The sequence below is a fragment of the Pontibaca methylaminivorans genome (assembly GCF_900156525.1).
Lineage (GTDB): Bacteria > Pseudomonadota > Alphaproteobacteria > Rhodobacterales > Rhodobacteraceae > Pontibaca > Pontibaca methylaminivorans.
This window is the reverse complement of the sequence record NZ_FTPS01000001.1, coordinates 1,452,490-1,473,486: the sequence shown is the minus strand read 5'-3', so window position 1 is coordinate 1,473,486 and position 20,997 is coordinate 1,452,490. Positions and strand designations below refer to the sequence as shown.

Here is a 20,997-nt window from a genome sequence, read left to right as displayed (position 1 = left end):
TACAAGAATTTCCATGCGCGGGGCTTAAGCGCTTGTTTACCGGCGCGGCTGATGCTGACCCCATGCACCGGATGACGCGAGTCGGAGCCCGCCATGAGGTCAGCCCCATGAGTCTTGCCACCAAGCTGGCCGAGGAACGGCGCGCACGGCTTGCGGCCGAGCGCCTGCTTGAGCTCAAGCAGGCCGAGCTTCTGGCGGCGAACCGCAAGCTCGGCCGCCACGCGCTCGCCCTGACCCGCCGCATCGGCGAGACCCAGGCCGAGGTCGCCAATGTGCGCGACGAGAACGCGCGGGTGAAATCCGATCTCACCGTGGCCAATGCCCGCGTCGCCATCGCCGAGCGGCGGCTCTGGCATTCGATCCAGACCATCCAGGACGGTTTCGCCGTGTTCGACGACGACGGGTTGCTGGTCGGGGCGAACAGCGCCTATTTCGAGGTTTTCGAGGGGCTCGAGGAAGTCTGCCCGGGCGTTCACTATACCCGTATCCTCCAGCTCATGACCGACGAGGGGCTCGTGGATACCGGCGCGCTCGCCCCGGCCGACTGGCGGGCGATGATGATCCACCGCTGGAACGAGCCCGAGCCCGAACCGGTCGTGCTGCGGTTCTGGAACGACATCTACGTCAAGCTGATCGACCGGCGCGGCCACGAGGGCGACGTGGTGACGCTTGCGCTCGATATCACCGCAACGGTGCGCCACGAGGCCGAACTCCGGGCCGCGCGCAGCCGTGCGGAGGCCGCGAACCGGGCGAAATCGACCTTTCTCGCCAATATGAGCCATGAAATCCGCACCCCCATGAACGGGGTGGTCGGCATGGCGGAACTGCTGTCGGAAACCGCCCTGTCGGAGGAGCAGCGCCTTTACGCGGACACGATCCGCAATTCGGGCGAGGCGCTTCTGGTCATCATCAACGACATCCTGGATTATTCCAAGATCGAGGCCGACCGGCTCACCCTGCACCCCGAACCCTTCGACCTTGAACGCTGCATCCACGAGGTGGTGCTGCTGCTTCAGCAGGCGGCAGCCGACAAGGGGCTGGCGCTGCTTGTGGATTACGACATGTTCCTGCCGGGGCGGTTCATCGGCGATCCGGGGCGAATCCGGCAGGTGCTGACCAATCTTGTCGGCAACGCGATCAAGTTCACCCGCAAGGGCCACGTCATGATCCGCGTCGCCCCGGCCGATGACGGGAACGGCATCGAACTCGGCATCGAGGACAGCGGCATCGGCATCGCCGCCGACAAGCTCGACCACATCTTCGGCGAATTCAACCAGATCGACGCCGACCGCAACCGCGAATTCCCGGGCACCGGGCTTGGCCTTGCGATCTGCAAGCGTCTGATCGGGATGATGGGCGGGACCATCGCGGTGGAAAGCGAACCCGGGCGCGGCTCGGTCTTTACCTGCCGCCTGCCGCTTGTCCCCGCCCCGCCCGGGCAGGCGGATCCGGCGGTGCCAGCCTTGCCCGGGGGGCTGCGCCGGGTTCTGGTCGCGGGCCCGGCGGATGCAGGGCGCGATATTCTCGAACGCCAGCTTGCCCGGCTGGGCATCGAGGTCACGACCGACGAGACCGGCACCGGGGTGAATGACGCACCCGATCTGGTCGTCGCCCCGCTGGCCATGGCAGAGAGCGCCGGCAGCGCCCTGGCCGGGGCGGATGCGCCGCCGCTGATCCTGCTGAGCCCCGACCCGGCCGGGTCGCGCCGGGCCGCGATGGCGGATCATCCGTGCGACATCCTGCCGGTTCCGTATCTGCGCAGCGACCTGCTTTCCTGCCTTGCCCTCCTGTCGGGTTGCGGCCCGGCAGGGGACGTGGCGGATGCGGGCGCCCGCTGCCCGGCCCGCCCGGGGACCAGCGACACCGGGGCCGGACCGGCGCCCGACCTCGCCCGGCGCATGCGCGTGCTCGCGGCGGAAGACCACAGCACCAACCAGCTGGTTTTCCGCAGCATGGTCAAGGATCTGCCGATCGACCTGCGCATGGCCGCCAATGGCGAAGAGGCGCTCGCGCTGTTTGCGGATTTCCGGCCCGACCTGATCTTCATGGATATTTCCATGCCCGGGATGGACGGCAAGGCCGCCACCGCCGAAATCCGCCGGCAGGAGCGCGAAACCGACACCCATGTGCCGATCATCGCCCTGACCGCCCATGCCATGGACGGCGATATCGAGGATATACTCGCCGCCGGGCTTGATCAGTACATGGCCAAACCGCTGCGCAAGGACCGGATCATCCGGCAGATCGCCGAATATTGCCCGGGTGATGCCATGCCGATCCTGCTGGCCGCAGAATAAGGGGTGCTCAGCCCGCGCGCAGGAACACCGGGCGCCCCGGTCCCGAAAGCGCGGCGTTCCAGACATAGCCGCCGCTGTCGAAATCGCGCAACGCCTCCGGGTCGCTCAGGCGGTGGCGGATGATGAAGCGCGCCATGGCGCCGCGCGCCTTTTTGGCGTGAAAGCTGATGATCACGGGCTTGCCGTCGCGCTCCTCCATGAAGACCGGCGTCACGACATCGAGCCCGAGCGCATCGCGATCGGCGGCGCGGAAATATTCCTCGCTCGCGCAGTTCACCAGCACCCGGGTGCCGAGCGCCGCCGCCGTTTCGGTCAGCGCCTCGGCCAGCCGGTCGCCCCAGAAATCGTACAGCGACTTTCCCCGCGCCGTGGCAAGGCGGCTCCCCATTTCAAGCCGATAGGGCTGGATCGCGTCGAGCGGGCGCAACAGCCCGTAAAGCCCGGACAGAATCCGCAGGTGATCCTGCGCCCAGTGCCATTCGTCGGCATCCATGCTGGCCGCGTCGAACCCCTGATAGGTGTCACCGGCAAAGGCCAGCGCCGCGGGGCGCGTGTCTTCGGGCGCAGGCGCCGGGGCAAAGTCACGGAACCGCCCGTGATTGAGCCGCGCCAGATTCTCGCTGATCTTCATCAGCCGGCGCAGATCCCCGACCCCGAGCCCGCGCGCGACCCCGACAAGCTCGTCCGCCTCGGCCAGGAACGCGGGCTGCGTCGTCACGATGTCGCGCTCGCTCCAGTCGAGCTTCTTCGCCGGCGAAATCACCACGAGCATGGCCGTTCCCCTTTCTTGCGCCGCGCGCCTTCAGTCACCGGCGCGCAGGATTTCCAGAAATGCCGCGCCGAAACGCTCGGCGCGCCGCTCTCCCAGAAGCCGCTCGAGCATATCCGCATCGGCCGCCCCCAGCCGGGCCACCCGCGCGAGCTGCGCATGCGAGCAGCTGAGCGGTTTGCCGGTTCCGCCCGGTCCCCGGGCCAGCTCGGCCTGCGCCTCCATCAGCCTGTCGTATATCGGCCCGGCCTCGCCCCCGGCAAGCCTGCGCCGTGCCGGGTGCAGCGGCGCCACCTCGCCCGCGATGACCTCGAGAAAGGCCGCGCCGTAACGCTCCAGCTTTTTCGCCCCGACGCCGCTGATCCGCGCCATGGCGTCCATGTCGGCGGGACGGTTTTCGGCCATCTCGATCAGGGTGCGGTCGGGAAAGATCACATAGGCCGGGACCGATGCGGCCTCGGCCAGCGCGCGCCGCTTGGCCCGCAGCGCCGAAAACAGCGGCTGATCCTCGTCACGCACCAGCGCCCGCACCACCGGCCGGCGCTCAATGCTCGCGATCGTGTCGCGGCGCAGAGTGATCGCTGCCTCGCCCTTCAGGATCGGGCGCGCCGCCTCGGTCATGCGCAGCGCACCGTGGCGGCTCGGGTCCGGGCGCAGCAGATCGTGCCCCATCATCTGCCGGAACAGGCCCTGCCATTCGCTGCGGGAAAATTCGCGCCCGACGCCGAAGGTCGGCAAGGCATCGTGGCCAAGCCCGCGCAGGCGCTCGGTCGCGTTCCCGGTCAGCACGTCGATCAGATGGCCCGCGCCGAAACGCTCGCCCGTGCGCAACGCCGCCGAGAGCGCCTTGCGCACGGCGGTCGTCGCATCGAACAGTTGCGGCGGCGCATCGCAGAGATCGCAGTTGCCGCAGGGCGCCGCGCTTTCGCCGAAAAACCCGAGCAGCGTGATGCGGCGGCACTCCTGCGCCTCGGCCAGTCCGAGCAGTGCATTCAGCCGCCCGTGATCCATCGCGCGACGCTCGGGCGGGGCAAGCCCCTCGTCGATCTGGGCACGGCGCAGGCGGATGTCCTCGGGGCCGAACAGGGTCAGCGTCTCGGCCGGGGCACCGTCGCGCCCGGCACGGCCGATTTCCTGGTAATAGGATTCGATGCTCTTGGACAGATCGGCATGGGCGACCCAGCGGATGTCGGGCTTGTCGATCCCCATGCCGAAGGCGACCGTGGCCACGACGATGAGCCCGTCCTCGCGCGCGAAACGTTCCTCGACCAGACGCCGCGCATCGGGCTCCATGCCGCCGTGGTAATGGCAGGCGGCATGGCCGGCCTCTTGCAGCGCGCGGGCCAGCGCTTCCGTCTTGGCACGGGTCGCGCAATAGACGATGCCCGCGCGTTCGCGGCGCGCCTCGGCAAAGGCAAGGATCTGGCGGCGCGGGCTGTTCTTGACGGCAAAGGCAAGGTGGATGTTCGGCCGGTCGAACCCGCGCAGGAAAATGCGCGGCGCATGGCCCTGAAACAGGCGCGCCACGATTTCCTCGCGGGTCTGCTCGTCGGCGGTGGCGGTAAAGGCCGCCAGCGGCACGTCGAGCGCGCGGCGCAGGTCGCCGATGCGCAGGTAATCGGGGCGGAAATCATGGCCCCATTCGCTCACGCAATGGGCTTCGTCCACGGCGATCAGTCGCACATCCGCCCGCCGCAGGAGCGACAGCGCCGCCGCCGAGGCCAGCCGCTCGGGCGCCATGTAAAGCAGTTTCAGCCGCCCGGCGCCGATCGCGTCAAGGACCGCATCGGTTTCCTCGGGGCTGTTGGCCGAGGTCAGCGCCCCCGCCTCGACCCCGGCTTCCCTGAGCGCGCACACCTGGTCGCGCATGAGCGCGATCAGCGGCGAGATCACGACCGCAAGCCCCTCGCCCATCAGCGCCGGGATCTGGTAGCAGAGCGATTTTCCCCCGCCCGTCGGCATGATCGCCAGCACGTTCTCGCCGCGGCTCACCGCCTCGATGATCTCGGCCTGGCCGGCGCGGAAATCGTCGAACCCGAAGGTTTCGCGCAGGATCGCGGTGGCGGCGGGCGCCATCAGTAGAAGGCGGCGCTATTGTTCATCAGGATGATGCGCAGGGCGAAGATGCCGAGCAGGACCACCAGCGGCGACAGGTCGAGCCCGCCCATGGGCGGCAGAATGCGGCGCAGCGGCGCATAGAGCGGTTCGAGCAGGCGGGACAGCCCCTGCCAGATCTGCGCCACCAGCGGCTGGCGCAGGTTCAGCACCTGGAAATTGATGAGCCAGCTCATGACCACATGGGCGATGACGATGAACCAGACGACATCGAGCAACAGCATCAGAATCTGAAACAGGGACTGCATCGTGCCTCTCCGTCTGCGAACGCCCCTGACCTAAGCGGAGAAGCGCAAAAGGACAAGGCCGCAACAGCGGGTTGCGGCTTGATCGCCGGGGTAAAGCCCGCCATCTTCGCGGCCGGCCAGGGAAGGGACAGCCATGCAAGTGATTTCGCCGCGCCGGCGCATCTGGGGGTGGTTCTTTTTCGACTTTGCCAGCCAGCCCTACAACACGCTTTTGCTGACCTTCATCTTCGGGCCCTATGTCAAGGAGATCCTCGGCAGCGGTGCGGGCGCGCAAAGCGCCTGGGGGTTCGGCGTCGGGCTGGCCGGGGTGGTGATCGCGCTGCTGGCGCCGGTGCTCGGGGCACTTGCGGACACGGGCGGGCACCGGATGCGCTGGATCCTCGCCTTTTCGGTGCTCTACCTGATCGGGAGCCTCGGGCTCTGGCAGGCAAGGCCCGACGATTTCCACCTCGTGCTGACGCTTGCCTTCTTTGCACTTGGCCTGATCGGGATGGAATTCGCGACGATCTTTACCAATGCCATGCTCCCCGATCTCGGCCCGCCGGAGCAGATCGGGCGGATCTCGGGCAACGGCTGGGCCTTCGGCTATGTGGGGGGGCTGCTTGCGCTTGTGATCATGCTGGCCCTGTTTGCCGAAAACCCGGCGACCGGACGCACCCTTGCCGGGATCGAGCCGCTGTTCGGCCTTGATCCGCAGGCGCGCGAGGGAACCCGTTTCGTCGGCCCCTTCGTCGCCCTCTGGTATGCGCTTTTCATGGTGCCGTTCTTCCTCTGGATGCGCGAGCGCGGCCCGGCGCCGGCTCCCGGCAGAGCCACGGCGGCGGCGCTGCGCGATCTCGGCCGGACCCTGCGCCGCCTGCCGCGGGAACGCAGCCTGTTTTCCTATCTGGCCTCGTCCATGTTCTACCGCGATGCGCTGAACGGCATGTATGTCTTCGGCGGCATCTACGCCGCCGGGGTGCTGGACTGGAGCGTGACCGACACCGGGATCTTCGGCATCCTGGCCATCGTCTCGGGCGCGGTCTTCGCCTGGATCGGCGGCCGGGCGGACAGTGCGCTCGGGCCGAAGCCCGTGATCGTGGCCTGCAACCTGCTGCTTCTGCTGGTGGCCTGCGCGATCCTGTTCATTTCGCGTCAGTCGGTGTTCGGGATCGCGGTCGCGCCGGGGTCGGTCCTGCCCGATGCGCTGTTTTACGTGGTCGGCATGGCGATCGGCGCCGCCGGCGGCGTCCTGCAGGCGGCAAGCCGCACCATGATGGTGCGGCAGGCGGATCCCGCCCGCATGACCGAAGCCTTCGGCCTTTACGCGCTTTCGGGAAAGGCCACGTCGTTCCTTGCCCCGCTCGCGATCGGCATCGCCACCTGGGCCACGGGCAGCCAGCAACTGGGCGTCGCGCCGCTGATCCTGCTGTTCCTTGCGGGCCTGTTCCTGCTAACCTGGGTCAAACCTGACGGAGATCGCACATGGGACGCATCGTCACAGCCTGCCTGATGGTCATCGCCCTTGCCCTGCCGGCAAGCGCCGAACCGCTCGCCAAACAGCTTTTCGGCGCGGTGCGGAATGGATCGCCGCATCAGCCGGCCGCTTTCGGGGGCTATTCGCGCGGCTGTGTCGCCGGGGCGATGCAGTTTGCCGAAACCGGCCCCACATGGCAGGCGATGCGGCTGTCGCGCAACCGCAACTGGGGCCACCCCGAGACGCTGAACTTCCTTGCCGGGCTCAGCGCCTATGCCGCGCAGCAGCCCGGCTGGAGCGGGCTTTACATCGGTGACATCAGCCAGCCCCGCGGCGGACCGATGCGCACCGGCCATGCCAGTCACCAGATCGGGCTCGACGCCGACATCTGGCTGCTGCCGGCGACCCGGCTCGACCTCACGCCGCAGCAGCGCGAGAATATCTCCTCGATCTCACTCAGCAGTCCGAACGGCGCCTTCGTCAACGAGAACTGGAGCGCGGCGCATCACCTGATCCTGCGCGCCGCCGCCATGGACAAGCGCGTCGCCCGCATCTTCATCTTTCCCGGGGCCAAGGTGCGCCTTTGCCAGGAGGCCACCGGCAACCGCGACTGGCTGCGCAAGATCCGCCCGTGGTGGGGCCACCAGACCCATTTCCACGTCCGGCTCAATTGCCCCAAAGGCGCTGCGGGTTGCGTCGATCAGGATCCGCCGCCCCCCGGCGACGGCTGCGCCGAGGCACAGCAATGGGTCAACAACATCCTGAACCCGCCGCCGCCTGATCCGAATGCGCCCAAACCCCAGCCCAAGCGGGAATACACCCTCGCCGACCTGCCCGCGCAATGCGTTTCCGTCCTGCAACAAAACTGATCCTCGCGCTTGCGCTCGTCTGCGTTCCCGCCGCCGCCGGCCACCCGGCGGGGGTGCATCTGCACAGTGCGCGCTGGCAGATCGACGAGCCATGGTTCGGCGGCTGGTCGGGCATCGACATATCGGCCGACGGCATCGAAATGACGGTGCTGAGCGACGAGGGCGTGCTGCTGCGCACGCGCGTCACCCGCGAAGACGGCCGGATCGCCGCGATCGCGACCGGCGAGCCCGCACATCTGAAATCGGCGGTCGGCAGGCGCCTGAAAGGCCCGGGGGCCGATTCGGAGGGACTCGCCATCGCCGGGGACGGCACGATCTACGTCTCCTTCGAAGGGCGCACGCGCGTCGTTCGCTATGATCGCCCCGACAGCAAGGCCCATGTGCTGCCCCGCCCTCCGGCGTTCCGCGAGATGCCCCGGAACGGTTCGCTCGAATCGCTTGCGATCGACGACCGGGGCCGTCTTTACACGATGCCCGAGGAATGGCGCGACGCCAGCGGCGCGATCCCGGTCTTCCGCTGGGACGGCAGGGAATGGTCCGTGCCCTTCACCCTGCCGCCGCGCGGGCGCTTCGTTCCCGTGGGCGCGGATTTCGGCCCCGACGGGCGGCTTTATGTGCTGGAGCGCGCCTTCAATCCGCCGCTCGGGTTCCAAAGCCGGCTGCGCCGCTGGCGTATCGACGGCGACCGGCCCCATGACGAGGAAACCCTGCTCGAAACCGCGACCGGCACCCATGACAACCTCGAAGGCGTCGCCATCTGGCGCGACGACAGGGGCCGGCTGCGCGCCACCATGGTGTCGGATGACAATTTCTTCTTTCTCCAGCGCACCGAGCTTGTGGAATACCGGCTGCCCGACTAGCGCCGCGGGCGCTTGCATGCCGCGCCTGCCCGCGCTATCCCGCAGCCGCCCCGGAGGGCCAAGTTTCCGCAACCTTGTCAAAACGGACCCGGCACATGCGTCGCTATCTCCCCGGCATCATCGCCATGGCCGCCATCGTGGTGGCCTCGAACATCCTCGTGCAGTTCCTGTTCGGGCAATGGCTCACCTGGGGGGCCTTCACCTATCCGCTGGCGTTCCTGGTGACCGACCTCACCAACCGCTTCCATGGCGCTGCGGCGGCCCGGCGCGTGGTGTTCGCGGGGTTCCTGACCGGCGTCGCCTGCTCGCTGATCGGCACGCAGATCATGGGCATATCGGGGCCGATCGTCACGCTGCGGGTCGCGCTCGCCTCGGGCACCGCCTTCCTCACCGCGCAGATGCTCGATGTCGCGATCTTCGCGGCGCTGCGGCGGCGCAGCTGGTGGCAGGCGCCGCTGGTCTCGACCCTGCTCGGCTCGATGGTCGACACGGTGCTTTTCTTCACCATCGCCTTCTCGGCCCGGCTCGCGATGATTGATCCCGGCGCGGACATCGCCTGGGCGAACGAGGTGCTGCCGCTGCTCGGGCTCGGCCCGGCCCTGCCGCTCTGGGTATCGCTCGCGCTTGCCGACTGGATGGTCAAGCTCGCGCTCGCGCTCCTCGCGCTCGTCCCCTTCCGCATGATCGTCGCGCGGTTCGGCCGCCATCTGCGGACTGCCTGAAATATCGTTTGGTATTTGCGCCGGTCCATGGCACCCTGCCCGCAGGTTCAACAGCAAGAAAAGGAGGTGGTCCAGTGTCGAGAAAGATAATGGAACGTGGTGTCGGAACAGGTACGGAGGCCGGGCGCTAGGGCAGCCCCGGGCATCCGGTATCCGGTCTGATCCGGCACAGGTGTCGGACCGGCACCGCCTTCCGAAAGCTTTCGGGGCCGTCCGCGCAACGGGCGGCCCTTCCTGTGTCGCGCGGCACGCGCTAACATCCACCCATGTTGCGGATTACCGACGAGATTTCTCTCGAAGACTGGGAACTCACCGAAAGCTTCATCCAGGCGTCGGGCCCGGGCGGGCAGAACGTGAACAAGGTCGCAACCGCGGTCGAACTGCGGTTCGAGGCGGCGCGCTCGCCGTCCTTGCCACCGCCGGTCAAGGCACGGCTGAAACGCATCGCCGGGCGGCGCTGGAACAGCGAGGGCGCCATCATCATCCAGTGCAGCGAAAGCCGCAGCCAGGCGCGAAACCGCGACATCGCCCGCGAACGGCTGGCCGACCTCGTCCGCCGCGCGCTCGTCGCGCCAAAGCGGCGCATCCCGACCCGCCCGACACTGGCCTCGAAACGCCGCCGCCTCGACACCAAACGCGCCCGCAGCCGGATCAAGACGCTGCGCGGCCCCGTCTCCGAAGAATGACCTCCGAAATGACCGGACGCCCCGTCTTCTTCTGGCGAAAAAATATCCCCGCCGGAGGCCCCCGCGGCCGGACAGGGGCACGGCGGCCGGCATGATTCCGGGCGCGCGCAACCTCATCACCGACATTACGGGCCTGCGGGTCGGCAATGCGGGTGATGCGGTGCTGAAATCGGGCACCACCGTGCTCACTGCCGATTCGCCCTTTACCGCCGCCGTGCACGTGATGGGCGGGGCCCCGGGCACGCGGGAAACCGACCTGCTGGCGCCGGACCGATCCGTTGCCGGGGTCGATGCGCTGGTGCTGTCCGGCGGCTCGGCCTTCGGGCTCGATGCCTGCTCGGGGGTCGCCGATGCGCTGCGCAAGGCGGGGCGGGGCTACCGCGTGGGCGATGTATGCGTGCCGATCGTGCCGGGGGCGATCCTGTTCGATCTGCTGAACGGGGGCGACAGGAACTGGCCCGAAAACCCCTGGCGGGCGCTGGGCGAACGCGCCTTTCACGCTGCAGCCCCCGATTTCACGCTCGGCAGCAGCGGCGCCGGCACCGGCGCGCTGAGCGGGACACTGAAGGGCGGGCTCGGCTCGGCCTCCGTCGTGCTGGACAGCGGCATTTCGGTCGGCGCCCTTGTCGCGGTCAATCCGGTCGGCTGCGTGACCACGCCCGGGCGGCGCCATTTCTGGGCCGCCCCGTTCGAGATCGGCGCCGAGTTCGGCGGCCTTGGCCCGGACCCGTCCAGCGGCATCGGGCACCGGATCGACAGCATCAAATGGGAGGCGATGCAGCAGCGCGACATGCGCGCGAACACCACGATCGCCATCGTCGCGACCGATGCGACGCTCGACAAGGCCGGCTGCCAGCGGCTCGCCATCGCTGCGCACGCCGGGATCGCCCGCGCGGTCGTGCCCTCGCATACGCCCTATGACGGCGATCTGGTGTTCGCGCTGTCAACGGACCTGCACCCCGCATCGCGCGACGATCTGCTGGAGATCGGCCATGCGGCGGCGCTGTGCCTGGCCCGCGCCATCGCCCGGGGGGTCTGGCTGGCCCGCCCCGCCCCCGGCGACATCCTGCCCTGCTGGAGCGAGGTGAACCGCGAGGGCACCGCCGCCACGCCTTAGACGCTGATCGCCGCCCGGACCGCGCGCTGCCAGCGCCGGTAGCGCCGCTCGCGCAGCTCCGGCCCGGACCGCGGCTCGAAACGCCGCTCGCAGGCCCAGCCTTGCGAGAACTCGGCCATCCCCGGATAAATCCCGGCGGCCATCCCGGCAAGCCAGGCCGCGCCCAGCGCCGTGGTCTCGAGCACCAGGGCGCGATCGACCGGCGCACCCAGCGTGTCGGCCAGCGCCTGCATGGTCCAGTCGCTTGCACACATGCCGCCATCGACCCGCAGCACGGTTTCGCCCGCCCCCTCCCAGTCGGCGCGCATCGCTTCCCAGAGGTCGCGGGTCTGGAAGGCCACGCTTTCAAGCGCCGCGCGGGCGAACTCGGCCGGGCCGGAATTGCGGGTGAGCCCGAACACGGCACCGCGGCACTCGGCCGCCCAATGCGGCGCGCCAAGCCCGGTGAAGGCCGGCACGATCACCAGATCCTGTTCGCTGTCGGCCGCCGCGGCAAGCGCGCCGCTGTCTTCGGCCCTGTCGATCAGGCCAAGCCCGTCGCGCAGCCATTGCACCACGGCGCCGGCCACGAAAATGGATCCTTCAAGCGCATAGGCCCGCGCCCCGTCAAGCTGCCAGGCGATGGTGGTGAGCAGCCGGCTGCGCGAGGCGACCGGCTCGGCCCCGGTGTTCAGCAGGGCAAAACAGCCAGTGCCATAAGTCGCCTTGATCATGCCGGGCGTGAAACAGGCCTGCCCCATGGCCGCCGCCTGCTGATCGCCGGCAACACCAAGGATCGGCACCCTTGCACCGAAGATGTCCGGGTCGGTCACGCCGAAATCGCCGGCGCAATCGCGCACCTCGGGCAGCATCGCCATGGGCACGCCGAACAGATCGCAAAGCGCGGCGCTCCAGCACCCCGCATGGATGTCGAACAGCATGGTGCGCGCGGCGTTGGTCGCATCGGTTGCATGCACCTTTCCGCCGGTCAGCCGCCAGATCAGGAATGTATCAACGGTGCCGAACAGGATTTCGCCGCGCAGCGCCCGGGCCCGCAACCCCGGATCGCGGTCAAGGATCCATTTCACCTTGGTGGCGGAAAAATACGGGTCGATCACGAGCCCGGTGAGGGCACTTACCCGTTCCGCATGACCGCTGTCGCGCAGTTCCGCACAGATCGCCGCGGTGCGCCGGTCCTGCCAGACAATCGCCGGGGCGAGCGGGCGTCCGCTGTCGCGCTCCCACAGGATCGTGGTTTCGCGCTGGTTGGTGATGCCGATGCCTGCCAGATCGCGCGCCGCGATGCCGCCCTGGTCCAGCGCCCCGCGCGCGGTGGCAAGCACGGTTGACCAGATCTCTTCGGGGTCGTGTTCGACCCAGCCGGCGGCGGGGAAGTGCTGCGCGAACTCCTGCTGCGCCAGCGCGCACCGTTTCATCTGCGCGTCGAACAGGATCGCCCGGCTCGACGTGGTTCCCTGGTCGATCGCAAGGATATGCGCCATGCCGCCCCCTGTTTTGTTTCGCGCCCGGCCGGATCAGACCGTGACCGGGATCCGCTCCTGTTCGCCGATGCCGAAGACGCGCTTGTAGCGGGCAATCTCGTCCCGCGGCCCCATGGCCTTTTCCGGGTTGTCCGAAAGCTTGACCGTCGGGCGCCCGTCGGCCGAGACCGCCTTGCACACCAGCGAAAACGGCGCGAGCGCATCACCGGGCACGAGGCTGCGGAAATCATTGGTCAGCAGCGTTCCCCAGCCGAAGGAGGGCCGCACCCGATGGGCGAACCGGCGGTGCAGGGCGATGATATTGTCCACTTCGAGCCCGTCGGAAAAGATCACGAGCTTCTTGCGCGGATCCTCGCCGCGGGATTTCCACCACTCGATGGCAAGCTCCGCGCCCTTTACGGGGTCGCCGCTGTCCACGCGGATGCCGGTCCAGCTTGCCAGCCAGTCCGGCGCCTTGTCGAGAAACTCCTTCGTGCCGTAGGTGTCGGGCAGGATCACCCGCAGGTTGCCGTCGTGTTCCTCGTGCCAGTCCGAAAGCACGTCATAGGGGGCGCGGGCCAGTTCGGCATCGCTGTCGGCAAGGGCCGCATAGATCATCGGCAGTTCGTGCGCATTGGTGCCGATCGCCTCCATCTCGCGATCCTTGGCGATCTTGCAGTTCGAGGTGCCGACAAAGGCCGCCCCGAGCCCCTCGCGCAGGGCCTGAACGCACCAGTCCTGCCAGAGGAAGGAATGCCGCCGCCGGGTGCCGAAATCGGCGAGGTTGAGCCCCTCGATACCGCGCAGCCGCTCGACCTTTTCCCAGAGCTTGGTCATGGCGCGGGCATAGAGCACCTGCAGTTCGAACCGGTCCATCCGGTTCAGGACCGCGCGGCTGCGCAGTTCCATCAACACCGCGAGCGCCGGAATTTCCCAAAGCGTCACCTCGGCCCATGATCCCTCGAAGCTCAGGTGATACTGATCGCCGCGACGCTCGAGGTGATAGGGCGGCAGGCGCAGGTTCTCGAACCACTCCATGAAATCGGGGCGGAACATCTGGCGCTTGCCATAGAACATGTTGCCGCGCAGCCATGTGCTTTCGCCCGGCGAAAGCGAAAGCGAACGGATATGGTCAAGCTGTTCGCGCAGCTCTCCCTCATCAACCAGTTCGGCGAGCGGCACATGGGTCGACCGGTTGATCAGGCTGAATGTGACGCGCGTATGAGGGCGATTTCGGAAAATCGACTGGCACATCAGCAGCTTGTAGAAATCGGTGTCGATCAGCGAGCGCACGATCGGGTCGATCTTCCACTTGTGGTTATAAACGCGGGTGGCGATATCGACCATGAGGGTGCTCTCCTGTCGGTCCGCGGCCTGAAGCGGCTAAAGCCGCACGCCCGCCTCTTTCATTGCCGCAAGCGCGGCGGCGAGCGACCCGTCGAGGTCGATCGCACCGCTTGCTTCGGTGCAGACGGTCACGCTGAAGCCAAGGCGCGCCGCATCCACGGCAGAATAATGCACGCAGAAATCGGTGGCGAGCCCCGCAAGCGTGAGGTCGCGGATCCCCCGCGTGCGCAGATAGCCCTCGAGCCCGGTCGGCGTCTTGCGGTCGTTTTCGAAGAACGCGGAATAGCTGTCGATCTCCGGGCGGAAACCCTTGCGGATGATCATGTCGGCGCGGTCCATATCGAGTTCGGGGTGAAACTCCGCCCCTTTCGTTCCCTGCACGCAGTGATCCGGCCACAGCACCTGCGGGCCATAGGGCATCTCGATCATTTCGTAAGGCAGCCGGTCGGCGTGGCTCGATGCGAAGGACCGGTGCCCGGCCGGATGCCAGTCCTGGGTCAGGATCACCGCGCGGTGTTCGGCCATCATCGCGTTGATGCGGGGCACGATCCGGTCGCCTTCCGGCACGGCGAGCGCGCCGCCGGGGCAGAAATCGTTCTGGATGTCGATCACGAGCAGGGCGCTGGTCATCAGGGAACCTCCCGTTTCTTGAACCTCGCAAATGGGTAGGGTGCGCCGGTGTCTGCGTCAATGCGACGCTCACGCGCGGAACTCTTGCGTGACCCGCTCATCCTGCGTAGATCGCCACCATGCATGTGATCGCCGCGCTTTACCATTTCACCCGCTTCGATGATCCCGGCGCGCTGGAGCCCGCGCTTCTCGCCGTCTGCGAGGCCGGCGGGGTGAAGGGAACGCTGCTGCTTGCGCAGGAGGGGATCAACGGCACCATCGCCGGGCCGCGGGCCGGCATCGACGCGGTGCTTGCCCATATCCGGGCGCTGCCCGGTTGCCGCGACCTCGAATGGAAGGAAGCGACCAGCCCCGGCGCCCCGTTCGGCAAGCTCAAGGTGCGCCTCAAGCGCGAGATCGTATCCATGGGAGAACCCGGCGTGGATCCGCGCGCCCGGGTCGGCCATTACGTCGAGCCCGAGGAATGGAACGCGCTGATCTCGGCCCCTGATGTGGTGGTGATCGACACCCGCAACGATTACGAGGTGGCGATCGGCAGTTTCGAGGGCGCGATCGACCCCGGCACCGAAAGTTTCCGCGACTTCCCGGCCTGGTGGGAAGAGAACCGCGCGCGGTTCCACAACAAGCGCATCGCCATGTTCTGCACCGGCGGGATCCGCTGCGAGAAATCGACCAACTGGCTGCTTGGCCAGGGCGAACAGGAGGTGTTCCACCTGAAGGGCGGCATCCTGAACTATCTGGAAAAGGTGCCGGCCGAAGACAGCCTCTGGCATGGTGACTGTTTCGTCTTCGACAACCGCGTGAGCGTCGGCCACGGGCTGGAGCGGGGGCCGCATCTGCTGTGCCACGGCTGCCGCCGCCCGATCCTGCCCGAGGACAGGGCGCGCCCCGAATACGAGGCCGGCGTTTCGTGCCATCACTGCCATGACGAGACCAGCGCCAGCGACAAGGCGCGCTTCCGCGAACGGCGCCGCCAGATCGCACTGGCCCGCGCGCGCGGCGAAACCCACCTGCCCGCCGCCGGCTGACACCGCCCGGCATCGGCAGAACCCGGCCTTGCCGCAAATCCCCGCTTTGCCCCTGCTGCCGCGGCCGCTAGACTGTTGCGAAAAGCAGAAAACACAGGCCGAAATAGAAAACACAGGCCGAAATACGGGGCAGCGAGCAGCGATGACATTCACCAGACGCAACACGATCCTCATGGGCGCGGCCGGGATGCTGGCCGCCTGCAGCGGCGGTGCGCTGCGTCTGTCGCCCGCGGGCGAGACCTGGCAAACCGAGCCGAACCCCGGCTTTGATACCTGGGTTGCGGCCTTCCGCCCGCGCGCGCAGGCGCAGGGCATCTCTGCCGCCACGCTCGACCGCGCCTTTCGCGGTGCCGGTTACCTGCCCGGCGTGATCGAACGCGACCGCAACCAGACCGAATTCACCCGCACGCTCGAAGATTACCTGTCCATCGCCGCCTCGGACGAACGCATCTCGAAAGGGCGCGCCGCCTTCCAGCGCCACAACGCGACATTGCAGGCGATCGAGTCGCGCTATGGCGTCGATGCCCCGGTCGTTGCCGCCGTCTGGGGGCTCGAAAGCCGCTATGGCGAGCGGCGCGGCGACGCGCCGGTGATCTCGGCCGTCTCGACGCTGGCCTATGACGGGCGCAGGGGATCGTTCTTTGAAAGCCAACTGATCGCGGCGCTGAAGATCCTCCAGTCCGGCGACACCACGCCCGAGCGCATGACCGGAAGCTGGGCCGGCGCCATGGGGCACACCCAGTTCATTCCCACATCCTATCTGGCCTATGCGGTCGATTTCGACGGCGACGGGCGGCGCGACATCTGGTCGGACGACCCGACGGACGCGCTGGCCTCGACCGCCGCCTATCTCAGGCGGTCCGGCTGGACCCGCGGGCAGCCCTGGGGCATCGAGGTCGCCCTGCCCGAAGGGTTCAACCCGGCGCTTGCGGGGCGCGGCACGACGCGCGGCACATCGGCCTGGGCCGGGATGGGCGTGCGGCCCGTTGCCGGCGGATCGCTTCCCGATCACGGCGCGGGGTCGATCCTGATGCCCATGGGGACGCGCGGCCCGGCATTCCTTGTGTTCCGCAACTTCACCGTGATCACGCGCTACAACAACGCCGAAAATTACGTCATCGGCGTCGGGCATCTTGCCGACCGGATCCGGGGCGCGGGGCCGCTGCAGGCGCGCTTTCCACCGGATCGCCACGGGCTGACGAAAGACGACCGGGTTGCGCTCCAGCGGCGGCTGAACGCGGCCGGATTCGACGCGGGCGATGCGGACGGTGTGATCGGCGCAAAGACGCAGGAGGCGATCCGCGCCTGGCAGCGCCGCAACGGCATCGCGGTCACGGGAGAGCCCTCGCGCGAGCTGCTGGCGCAACTGGGCTAGGGCCAGGCGGCAGCGTCAGCGCCGCTCCCATTCCGTCGCGCTGTTTTCCTGCCAGCCTTCACGGTGCAGAAGCGGCGTATCGTCGTCGAACTCGGCATGGCCAAGGCAGAGCCAGGCGGCGAACTCCCAGTTGCCCGGCACGGAAAGCGCGCGCTCGACCACCTCGGGTTCAAGGATCGAGACCATGCCCATGCCGATATTTTCGGCCCGCGCCGCCAGCCAGAGCGTATGGATCGCCATCGCCGTGGATTGCCGCAACGTTTCCGGCATGGTGGCGCGCCCCAGCCGGTGCCCGGCCTCGGGATCGGTTTCGGTGAATACGGCAAGCTGCAGCGGCGCGCGGTCGAGCCCGGCGAGCTTCAGCGCCCGGTATTCGCGCGCCTGCACCCCGTCATAGCCCTGCGCTGCCCTATCATTGCAGGCTTCGAAATTCGCCCGGATCAGGGCGCGTATGGCGGGATCCTCGACCCGAAGCACCCGCCAGGGCCGCGCATTGCCGACCGATGGCGCAGCATCCATCGCCGCGCGCAGCCGCGCGATCACCGCGGGCGCAACAGGATCGGTGCGGAAATGGCGCACATCGCGGCGCCAGCGCAGGATACGCAGCAGCGTTTCGCGGTCATTCGCATCGAATTTCATCGCCGCCTCCGGCAGGGTTCGCATGTCTCGGCACAGGATAGCATGGCGCGCAACCCCGATGCTTGTCATTCGTGGAATGTTCGCATATTGTTCCGCGAGCGCCCCCGGGACCGGGTGACAAGACCCAGGTGACAAGTCAGGACGGATACCGCAATATGCCGGGCATGAGACATGCTGCCAGCCAGGATCTGTCCGATTTCCTCGGACGCGACCGTTTTGCAACCGTCATGGCGGATCCGCCGTGGCGGTTCACCAATCGCACCGGCAAGGTCGCGCCCGAGCACAAGCGCCTGTCGCGTTATCCGACCATGACGCTTGACGAGATCTGCGCCCTGCCGGTTGCCGATCACCTCGAGGAGCGGGCGCATTGCTATCTCTGGGTGCCGAATGCGCTGCTGCCCGAGGGGCTGCGGGTGCTCGCGGCCTGGGGGTTCGACTACAAGTCGAACATCATCTGGCACAAGATTCGCAAGGACGGCGGCAGCGACGGGCGGGGCGTCGGGTTCTATTTCCGCAACGTGACCGAAATCCTGCTGTTCGGCACCAAGGGCACCAACGCGCGCACGCTGGCGCCGGGGCGGCGGCAGGTGAACATGCTCCAGACCCGCAAACGCGAACATTCACGCAAGCCGGACGAGCAATACGACCTGATCGAAAGCTGCTCCTGGGGGCCTTATCTGGAACTGTTCGGCCGCGGCGTCCGCGAGGGCTGGACGGTCTGGGGCAACCAGGCCGATGCCGATTACAAGCCCGACTGGAAAACCTATTCCTACAACTCGGGCGTCGCCGCCGAATAGGGCAGCACCGTCCTGCGCGGCAGGCCGATCAGCAGAAGCGGACAGGGATTGCCGACGCCCCGGTTCACCCGGTCGGTCAGCTTTTTCCAATGGGTGGTGGCCATGCCGAACTTGTCGGCCACAAAGCTGCGGGCAAAGGCGGGCGCGAAATCCTGCCCGGCGTCCATGGCGCGGCGCACGCTTTCGCGCTGGCGGGCGGTGCGGTCCTTCATGCCGATGGCCCGCAGCGGTTCTTCGTCGTCGATACCGGCCGCGGTCAGGAAACCGGCGACAAGTTCCTGCATCGCCGCCTGAAGCGCCGCACCGCGGGTCACGATCATGCCGACCGAGATCACCGACTGCGCATGCAGGCGCTGGAAACTCTCTAGGTCGCGATCGAAGAACGGATCCTTGTTGTTCCACTCGATTTCAAGCGCGATCCGCCCGTTCACCGCCTGACGCACGTGGTCGATCTCGTGGCTGGTGCCGTCACCGAGCGGAACGCCGTCAACGGTGGTCTCGATGCGGAAGTTGTGCTTGCCCCACCCGGCGGCGTCGAGCACCCGGCGCAGCCGCTGGGTGGAGCGCGCCTCACCCCCGCCCGAAGCGATAAGCTCGGCCACGGGAATCCGCACCTCCAGCAGGGCGGCGACCAGTTCCCGCATTTCGTCCGGGAAATCGACCGCGAGGATCGCCTCGGCATGGTTGCGCGCGGCAACGTCGAAACCCGCCTCGCGCAGCCGCTCGAACATCAGCCCTTGTCTTGCGGGATGAGCCGCAGGCCAAGCTCCATCAACTGTTCCGCGCCGGCCTCGGACGGGGCGTTCATCATCAGATCCTCGGCACGCTGGTTCATGGGGAACATGATGACCTCGCGGATGTTCTCCTCGTCGGCCAGCAGCATGACGATGCGGTCGATCCCGGCCGCGCAGCCGCCATGCGGCGGGGCGCCATACTGGAACGCGTTGACCATGCCGCCGAAGCGCGCGCGCACCTCGTCGGCGCCGTAGCCGGCGATCTCGAAGGCGCGGAACATGATTTCGGGGCGGTGGTTGCGGATCGCCCCCGACAGCACCTCGTAGCCGTTGCAGGCCAGGTCATACTGATAGCCGGTGATCGCAAGCGGATCGCCCGACAGCGCCTCGAGCCCGCCCTTCGGCATGGAAAACGGGTTGTGCGAAAAGTCGATCCGTCCCTCGGCATCCTTTTCGTACATGGGGAAATCGACGATCCAGGCAAAGGCAAACCGGTTCTCGTCGATCAGCCCCAGTTCCTGCCCGATCTCGCTGCGGGCGCGGCCGGCAAAGCCTTCGAACTCCGCCGCGTGACCGCCGAGGAAGAAGGCCGCATCGCCAGTGCCAAGGCCAAGCTGGGCGCGGATCGCCTCGGTCCGCTCGGGGCCGAGCGCCTTGGCCAGCGGGCCGGCGGCTTCCATCGCGCCCTCGCTTTCGCGCCAGAAGATATAACCCATCCCCGGCAGGCCCTCTTTCTGGGCATAGGCGTTCATGCGGTCGCAGAACCGGCGCGAGCCGCCCGTGGGGGCGGGGATGGCGCGGATCTCGGTGCCTTCCTGTTCGAGCAGCTTCGCGAAGATCTTGAAACCCGAGCCGCGGAAATGGTCCGACACATCCTGCATCTCGATCGGGTTGCGCAGGTCGGGCTTGTCGGTGCCGTATTTCAGCAGCGCCTCGGCATAGGGGATGCGCGGCCAGTCGGCATCGACCACACGGCCCGCGCCGAATTCGTGAAAGATGCCGGAAAGCACCGGCTCGATCGTCGCAAACACATCGTCCTGCGTGACGAAGGACATCTCCATGTCGAGCTGGTAGAAATCCGTGGGCGAACGGTCGGCACGCGGATCCTCGTCGCGGAAACAGGGCGCGATCTGGAAATACCGGTCGAACCCCGACACCATGATCAACTGCTTGAACTGCTGCGGCGCCTGCGGCAGCGCGTAGAATTTTCCGGGATGCAGGCGGGAAGGCACCAGAAAATCGCGCGCGCCCTCGGGCGACGAGGCGGTGATGACCGGGGTCTGATATTCGCGGAAGCCGCTGTCCCACATGCGCCGGCGCATCGAGGCGACGACATCGGCGCGCAGCTTCATGTTGTTCTGCATCGCCTCGCGGCGCAGGTCGAGATAGCGATAGCGCAGGCGGGTTTCCTCGGGATAGTCCTGATCACCGAACACCGGCAGCGGCAGTTCGCGGGCCGCGCCCAGAACCTCGATGGCGCTGGCATAGACCTCGATCTCGCCGGTCGGCAGCTTGGGGTTCACCAGGCTTTCGTCGCGCGCCAGCACCTTGCCGTCGATGCGGATGCACCATTCGCTGCGCAGCTTTTCGATCTCGGCGAAAACGGGGCTGTCGCCGTCCGCCACCACCTGCGTCAGCCCGTAATGGTCGCGCAGATCGACGAAAAGCACGCCGCCATGATCGCGCACCCGGTGCACCCAGCCGGAAAGGCGGACCGTGTCTCCGACATTCGCGGCGCGAAGATCGGCACAGGTGTGGCTGCGATAGGCATGCATGAGCTTTGTCCTTCAGGTAAAGCAGGCGGGTGAAAACCGGCGGAACGTATCGGGCCGATACACCGTGCCGGGG

19 protein-coding genes are annotated in these 20,997 nt (G+C 67.6%); 10 read left to right on the top strand and 9 right to left on the bottom strand.

The genetic code is table 11. From position 1 onward, the window contains the following. Positions 1 to 107 precede the first annotated feature (107 nt). The gene (locus B0B01_RS07230; protein WP_076649080.1) at positions 108 to 2,297 is read left to right on the top strand and encodes a PAS domain-containing hybrid sensor histidine kinase/response regulator; all 2,190 of its coding nucleotides are present in this window, start codon (positions 108 to 110) and stop codon (positions 2,295 to 2,297) included. 7 nt (positions 2,298 to 2,304) lie between these two features. Here the strand turns inward: B0B01_RS07230 and yaaA are convergent, their stop codons facing one another. The 3 genes from yaaA to B0B01_RS07215 are packed head-to-tail and all read right to left on the bottom strand — an operon-like array spanning position 2,305 to position 5,429. Next, the gene (gene yaaA / locus B0B01_RS07225) at positions 2,305 to 3,069 is read right to left on the bottom strand and encodes a peroxide stress protein YaaA (protein ID WP_076649078.1); all 765 of its coding nucleotides are present in this window, start codon (positions 3,067 to 3,069) and stop codon (positions 2,305 to 2,307) included. A 30-nt stretch (positions 3,070 to 3,099) separates the two neighbouring features. Then, a complete protein-coding gene (gene recQ, locus B0B01_RS07220; RefSeq protein WP_076649076.1) occupies positions 3,100 to 5,142 on the bottom strand; it encodes a DNA helicase RecQ in 2,043 nt (680 codons plus the stop codon). Beyond that, positions 5,142 to 5,429 (bottom strand): YggT family protein, encoded by a 288-nt coding sequence (locus B0B01_RS07215; protein WP_076649074.1) that lies wholly within the window; start codon positions 5,427 to 5,429, stop codon positions 5,142 to 5,144. Before B0B01_RS07215 ends, recQ begins: the two co-directional genes overlap by 1 nt. A 133-nt stretch (positions 5,430 to 5,562) precedes the next feature. Between B0B01_RS07215 and B0B01_RS07210 the strand changes: the two genes are divergently transcribed. The 6 genes from B0B01_RS07210 to B0B01_RS07185 all read left to right on the top strand — a co-directional run bounded on the left by B0B01_RS07210 (position 5,563) and on the right by B0B01_RS07185 (position 11,139). Continuing rightward, the gene (locus tag B0B01_RS07210; protein ID WP_076649072.1) at positions 5,563 to 6,921 is read left to right on the top strand and encodes an MFS transporter; all 1,359 of its coding nucleotides are present in this window, start codon (positions 5,563 to 5,565) and stop codon (positions 6,919 to 6,921) included. Further along, positions 6,894 to 7,754 carry a penicillin-insensitive murein endopeptidase gene (mepA, locus tag B0B01_RS07205; protein WP_076649070.1) on the top strand — a complete coding sequence of 287 codons (861 nt, stop codon included), beginning with the start codon at positions 6,894 to 6,896 and terminating at the stop codon, positions 7,752 to 7,754. Before B0B01_RS07210 ends, mepA begins: the two co-directional genes overlap by 28 nt. After that, positions 7,727 to 8,614, top strand: a complete 888-nt coding sequence (locus B0B01_RS07200) for an esterase-like activity of phytase family protein (RefSeq protein ID WP_076649068.1) — start codon at positions 7,727 to 7,729, stop codon at positions 8,612 to 8,614. The genes mepA and B0B01_RS07200 overlap by 28 nt, the downstream gene beginning before the upstream one ends. A gap of 95 nt (positions 8,615 to 8,709) precedes the next feature. Continuing rightward, positions 8,710 to 9,336: a queuosine precursor transporter gene (locus B0B01_RS07195; protein WP_076649066.1), complete on the top strand. Its 627-nt coding sequence runs from the start codon at positions 8,710 to 8,712 to the stop codon at positions 9,334 to 9,336. A gap of 266 nt (positions 9,337 to 9,602) precedes the next feature. Then, on the top strand, positions 9,603 to 10,022 hold the full coding sequence (arfB, locus tag B0B01_RS07190) for an alternative ribosome rescue aminoacyl-tRNA hydrolase ArfB (protein ID WP_076649064.1): 420 nt from the start codon (positions 9,603 to 9,605) through the stop codon (positions 10,020 to 10,022). A gap of 91 nt (positions 10,023 to 10,113) precedes the next feature. Continuing rightward, positions 10,114 to 11,139, top strand: a complete 1,026-nt coding sequence (locus B0B01_RS07185; protein WP_076649062.1) for a P1 family peptidase — start codon at positions 10,114 to 10,116, stop codon at positions 11,137 to 11,139. On the opposite strand, the gene glpK is transcribed toward B0B01_RS07185, so the two are convergent. Genes glpK through pncA form a run of 3 tightly spaced genes read right to left on the bottom strand, consistent with a single transcriptional unit; the run spans position 11,136 to position 14,576 of the window. Further along, positions 11,136 to 12,620, bottom strand: coding sequence for a glycerol kinase GlpK (gene glpK / locus B0B01_RS07180; protein WP_076649060.1), 1,485 nt, complete (start codon positions 12,618 to 12,620; stop codon positions 11,136 to 11,138). The genes B0B01_RS07185 and glpK overlap by 4 nt on opposite strands. 33 nt (positions 12,621 to 12,653) lie before the next feature. Beyond that, on the bottom strand, positions 12,654 to 13,946 hold the full coding sequence (gene pncB / locus B0B01_RS07175) for a nicotinate phosphoribosyltransferase (protein WP_076649058.1): 1,293 nt from the start codon (positions 13,944 to 13,946) through the stop codon (positions 12,654 to 12,656). Between the two features lie 36 nt (positions 13,947 to 13,982). Then, positions 13,983 to 14,576 carry a bifunctional nicotinamidase/pyrazinamidase gene (pncA, locus tag B0B01_RS07170; protein WP_083946088.1) on the bottom strand — a complete coding sequence of 198 codons (594 nt, stop codon included), beginning with the start codon at positions 14,574 to 14,576 and terminating at the stop codon, positions 13,983 to 13,985. A 119-nt stretch (positions 14,577 to 14,695) separates the two neighbouring features. On the opposite strand from pncA, the gene trhO reads away from it, so the two are divergent. Next, positions 14,696 to 15,604, top strand: coding sequence for an oxygen-dependent tRNA uridine(34) hydroxylase TrhO (gene trhO, locus B0B01_RS07165; protein ID WP_076649054.1), 909 nt, complete (start codon positions 14,696 to 14,698; stop codon positions 15,602 to 15,604). Positions 15,605 to 15,746: 142 nt separating this feature from the next. Then, entirely contained in the window at positions 15,747 to 16,979 is a 1,233-nt protein-coding gene (locus B0B01_RS07160; protein WP_076649052.1) for a lytic murein transglycosylase, read from the top strand. A 15-nt stretch (positions 16,980 to 16,994) separates the two neighbouring features. Here the strand turns inward: B0B01_RS07160 and bluB are convergent, their stop codons facing one another. Next, entirely contained in the window at positions 16,995 to 17,618 is a 624-nt protein-coding gene (gene bluB / locus B0B01_RS07155; protein WP_076650106.1) for a 5,6-dimethylbenzimidazole synthase, read from the bottom strand. A 164-nt stretch (positions 17,619 to 17,782) separates the two neighbouring features. Here bluB and B0B01_RS07150 point away from each other — a divergent pair, with 164 nt between their 5' ends. Then, positions 17,783 to 18,415 (top strand): MT-A70 family methyltransferase, encoded by a 633-nt coding sequence (locus tag B0B01_RS07150; RefSeq protein ID WP_076650105.1) that lies wholly within the window; start codon positions 17,783 to 17,785, stop codon positions 18,413 to 18,415. Here the strand turns inward: B0B01_RS07150 and B0B01_RS07145 are convergent. Together B0B01_RS07145 and aspS are read right to left on the bottom strand one after the other, a co-directional pair. Next, the gene (locus B0B01_RS07145) at positions 18,388 to 19,146 is read right to left on the bottom strand and encodes a BglII/BstYI family type II restriction endonuclease (protein ID WP_076649050.1); all 759 of its coding nucleotides are present in this window, start codon (positions 19,144 to 19,146) and stop codon (positions 18,388 to 18,390) included. The two genes, B0B01_RS07150 and B0B01_RS07145, sit on opposite strands and share 28 nt — an antisense overlap. Then, positions 19,146 to 20,924 (bottom strand): aspartate--tRNA ligase, encoded by a 1,779-nt coding sequence (gene aspS / locus B0B01_RS07140; RefSeq protein ID WP_076649048.1) that lies wholly within the window; start codon positions 20,922 to 20,924, stop codon positions 19,146 to 19,148. The genes B0B01_RS07145 and aspS overlap by 1 nt, the downstream gene beginning before the upstream one ends. Positions 20,925 to 20,997: the final 73 nt, after the last annotated feature.

Coding starts and splice junctions, on each gene's coding strand:
- B0B01_RS07230 (WP_076649080.1), top strand. CDS start 108: ATGAGTCTTGCCACCAAGCTGGCCGAGGAACGGCGCGCACGGCTTGCG.
- yaaA (WP_076649078.1), bottom strand. CDS start 3,069: ATGCTCGTGGTGATTTCGCCGGCGAAGAAGCTCGACTGGAGCGAGCGC.
- recQ (WP_076649076.1), bottom strand. CDS start 5,142: ATGGCGCCCGCCGCCACCGCGATCCTGCGCGAAACCTTCGGGTTCGAC.
- B0B01_RS07215 (WP_076649074.1), bottom strand. CDS start 5,429: ATGCAGTCCCTGTTTCAGATTCTGATGCTGTTGCTCGATGTCGTCTGG.
- B0B01_RS07210 (WP_076649072.1), top strand. CDS start 5,563: ATGCAAGTGATTTCGCCGCGCCGGCGCATCTGGGGGTGGTTCTTTTTC.
- mepA (WP_076649070.1), top strand. CDS start 6,894: ATGGGACGCATCGTCACAGCCTGCCTGATGGTCATCGCCCTTGCCCTG.
- B0B01_RS07200 (WP_076649068.1), top strand. CDS start 7,727: ATGCGTTTCCGTCCTGCAACAAAACTGATCCTCGCGCTTGCGCTCGTC.
- B0B01_RS07195 (WP_076649066.1), top strand. CDS start 8,710: ATGCGTCGCTATCTCCCCGGCATCATCGCCATGGCCGCCATCGTGGTG.
- arfB (WP_076649064.1), top strand. CDS start 9,603: ATGTTGCGGATTACCGACGAGATTTCTCTCGAAGACTGGGAACTCACC.
- B0B01_RS07185 (WP_076649062.1), top strand. CDS start 10,114: ATGATTCCGGGCGCGCGCAACCTCATCACCGACATTACGGGCCTGCGG.
- glpK (WP_076649060.1), bottom strand. CDS start 12,620: ATGGCGCATATCCTTGCGATCGACCAGGGAACCACGTCGAGCCGGGCG.
- pncB (WP_076649058.1), bottom strand. CDS start 13,946: ATGGTCGATATCGCCACCCGCGTTTATAACCACAAGTGGAAGATCGAC.
- pncA (WP_083946088.1), bottom strand. CDS start 14,576: ATGACCAGCGCCCTGCTCGTGATCGACATCCAGAACGATTTCTGCCCC.
- trhO (WP_076649054.1), top strand. CDS start 14,696: ATGCATGTGATCGCCGCGCTTTACCATTTCACCCGCTTCGATGATCCC.
- B0B01_RS07160 (WP_076649052.1), top strand. CDS start 15,747: ATGACATTCACCAGACGCAACACGATCCTCATGGGCGCGGCCGGGATG.
- bluB (WP_076650106.1), bottom strand. CDS start 17,618: ATGAAATTCGATGCGAATGACCGCGAAACGCTGCTGCGTATCCTGCGC.
- B0B01_RS07150 (WP_076650105.1), top strand. CDS start 17,783: ATGAGACATGCTGCCAGCCAGGATCTGTCCGATTTCCTCGGACGCGAC.
- B0B01_RS07145 (WP_076649050.1), bottom strand. CDS start 19,146: ATGTTCGAGCGGCTGCGCGAGGCGGGTTTCGACGTTGCCGCGCGCAAC.
- aspS (WP_076649048.1), bottom strand. CDS start 20,924: ATGCATGCCTATCGCAGCCACACCTGTGCCGATCTTCGCGCCGCGAAT.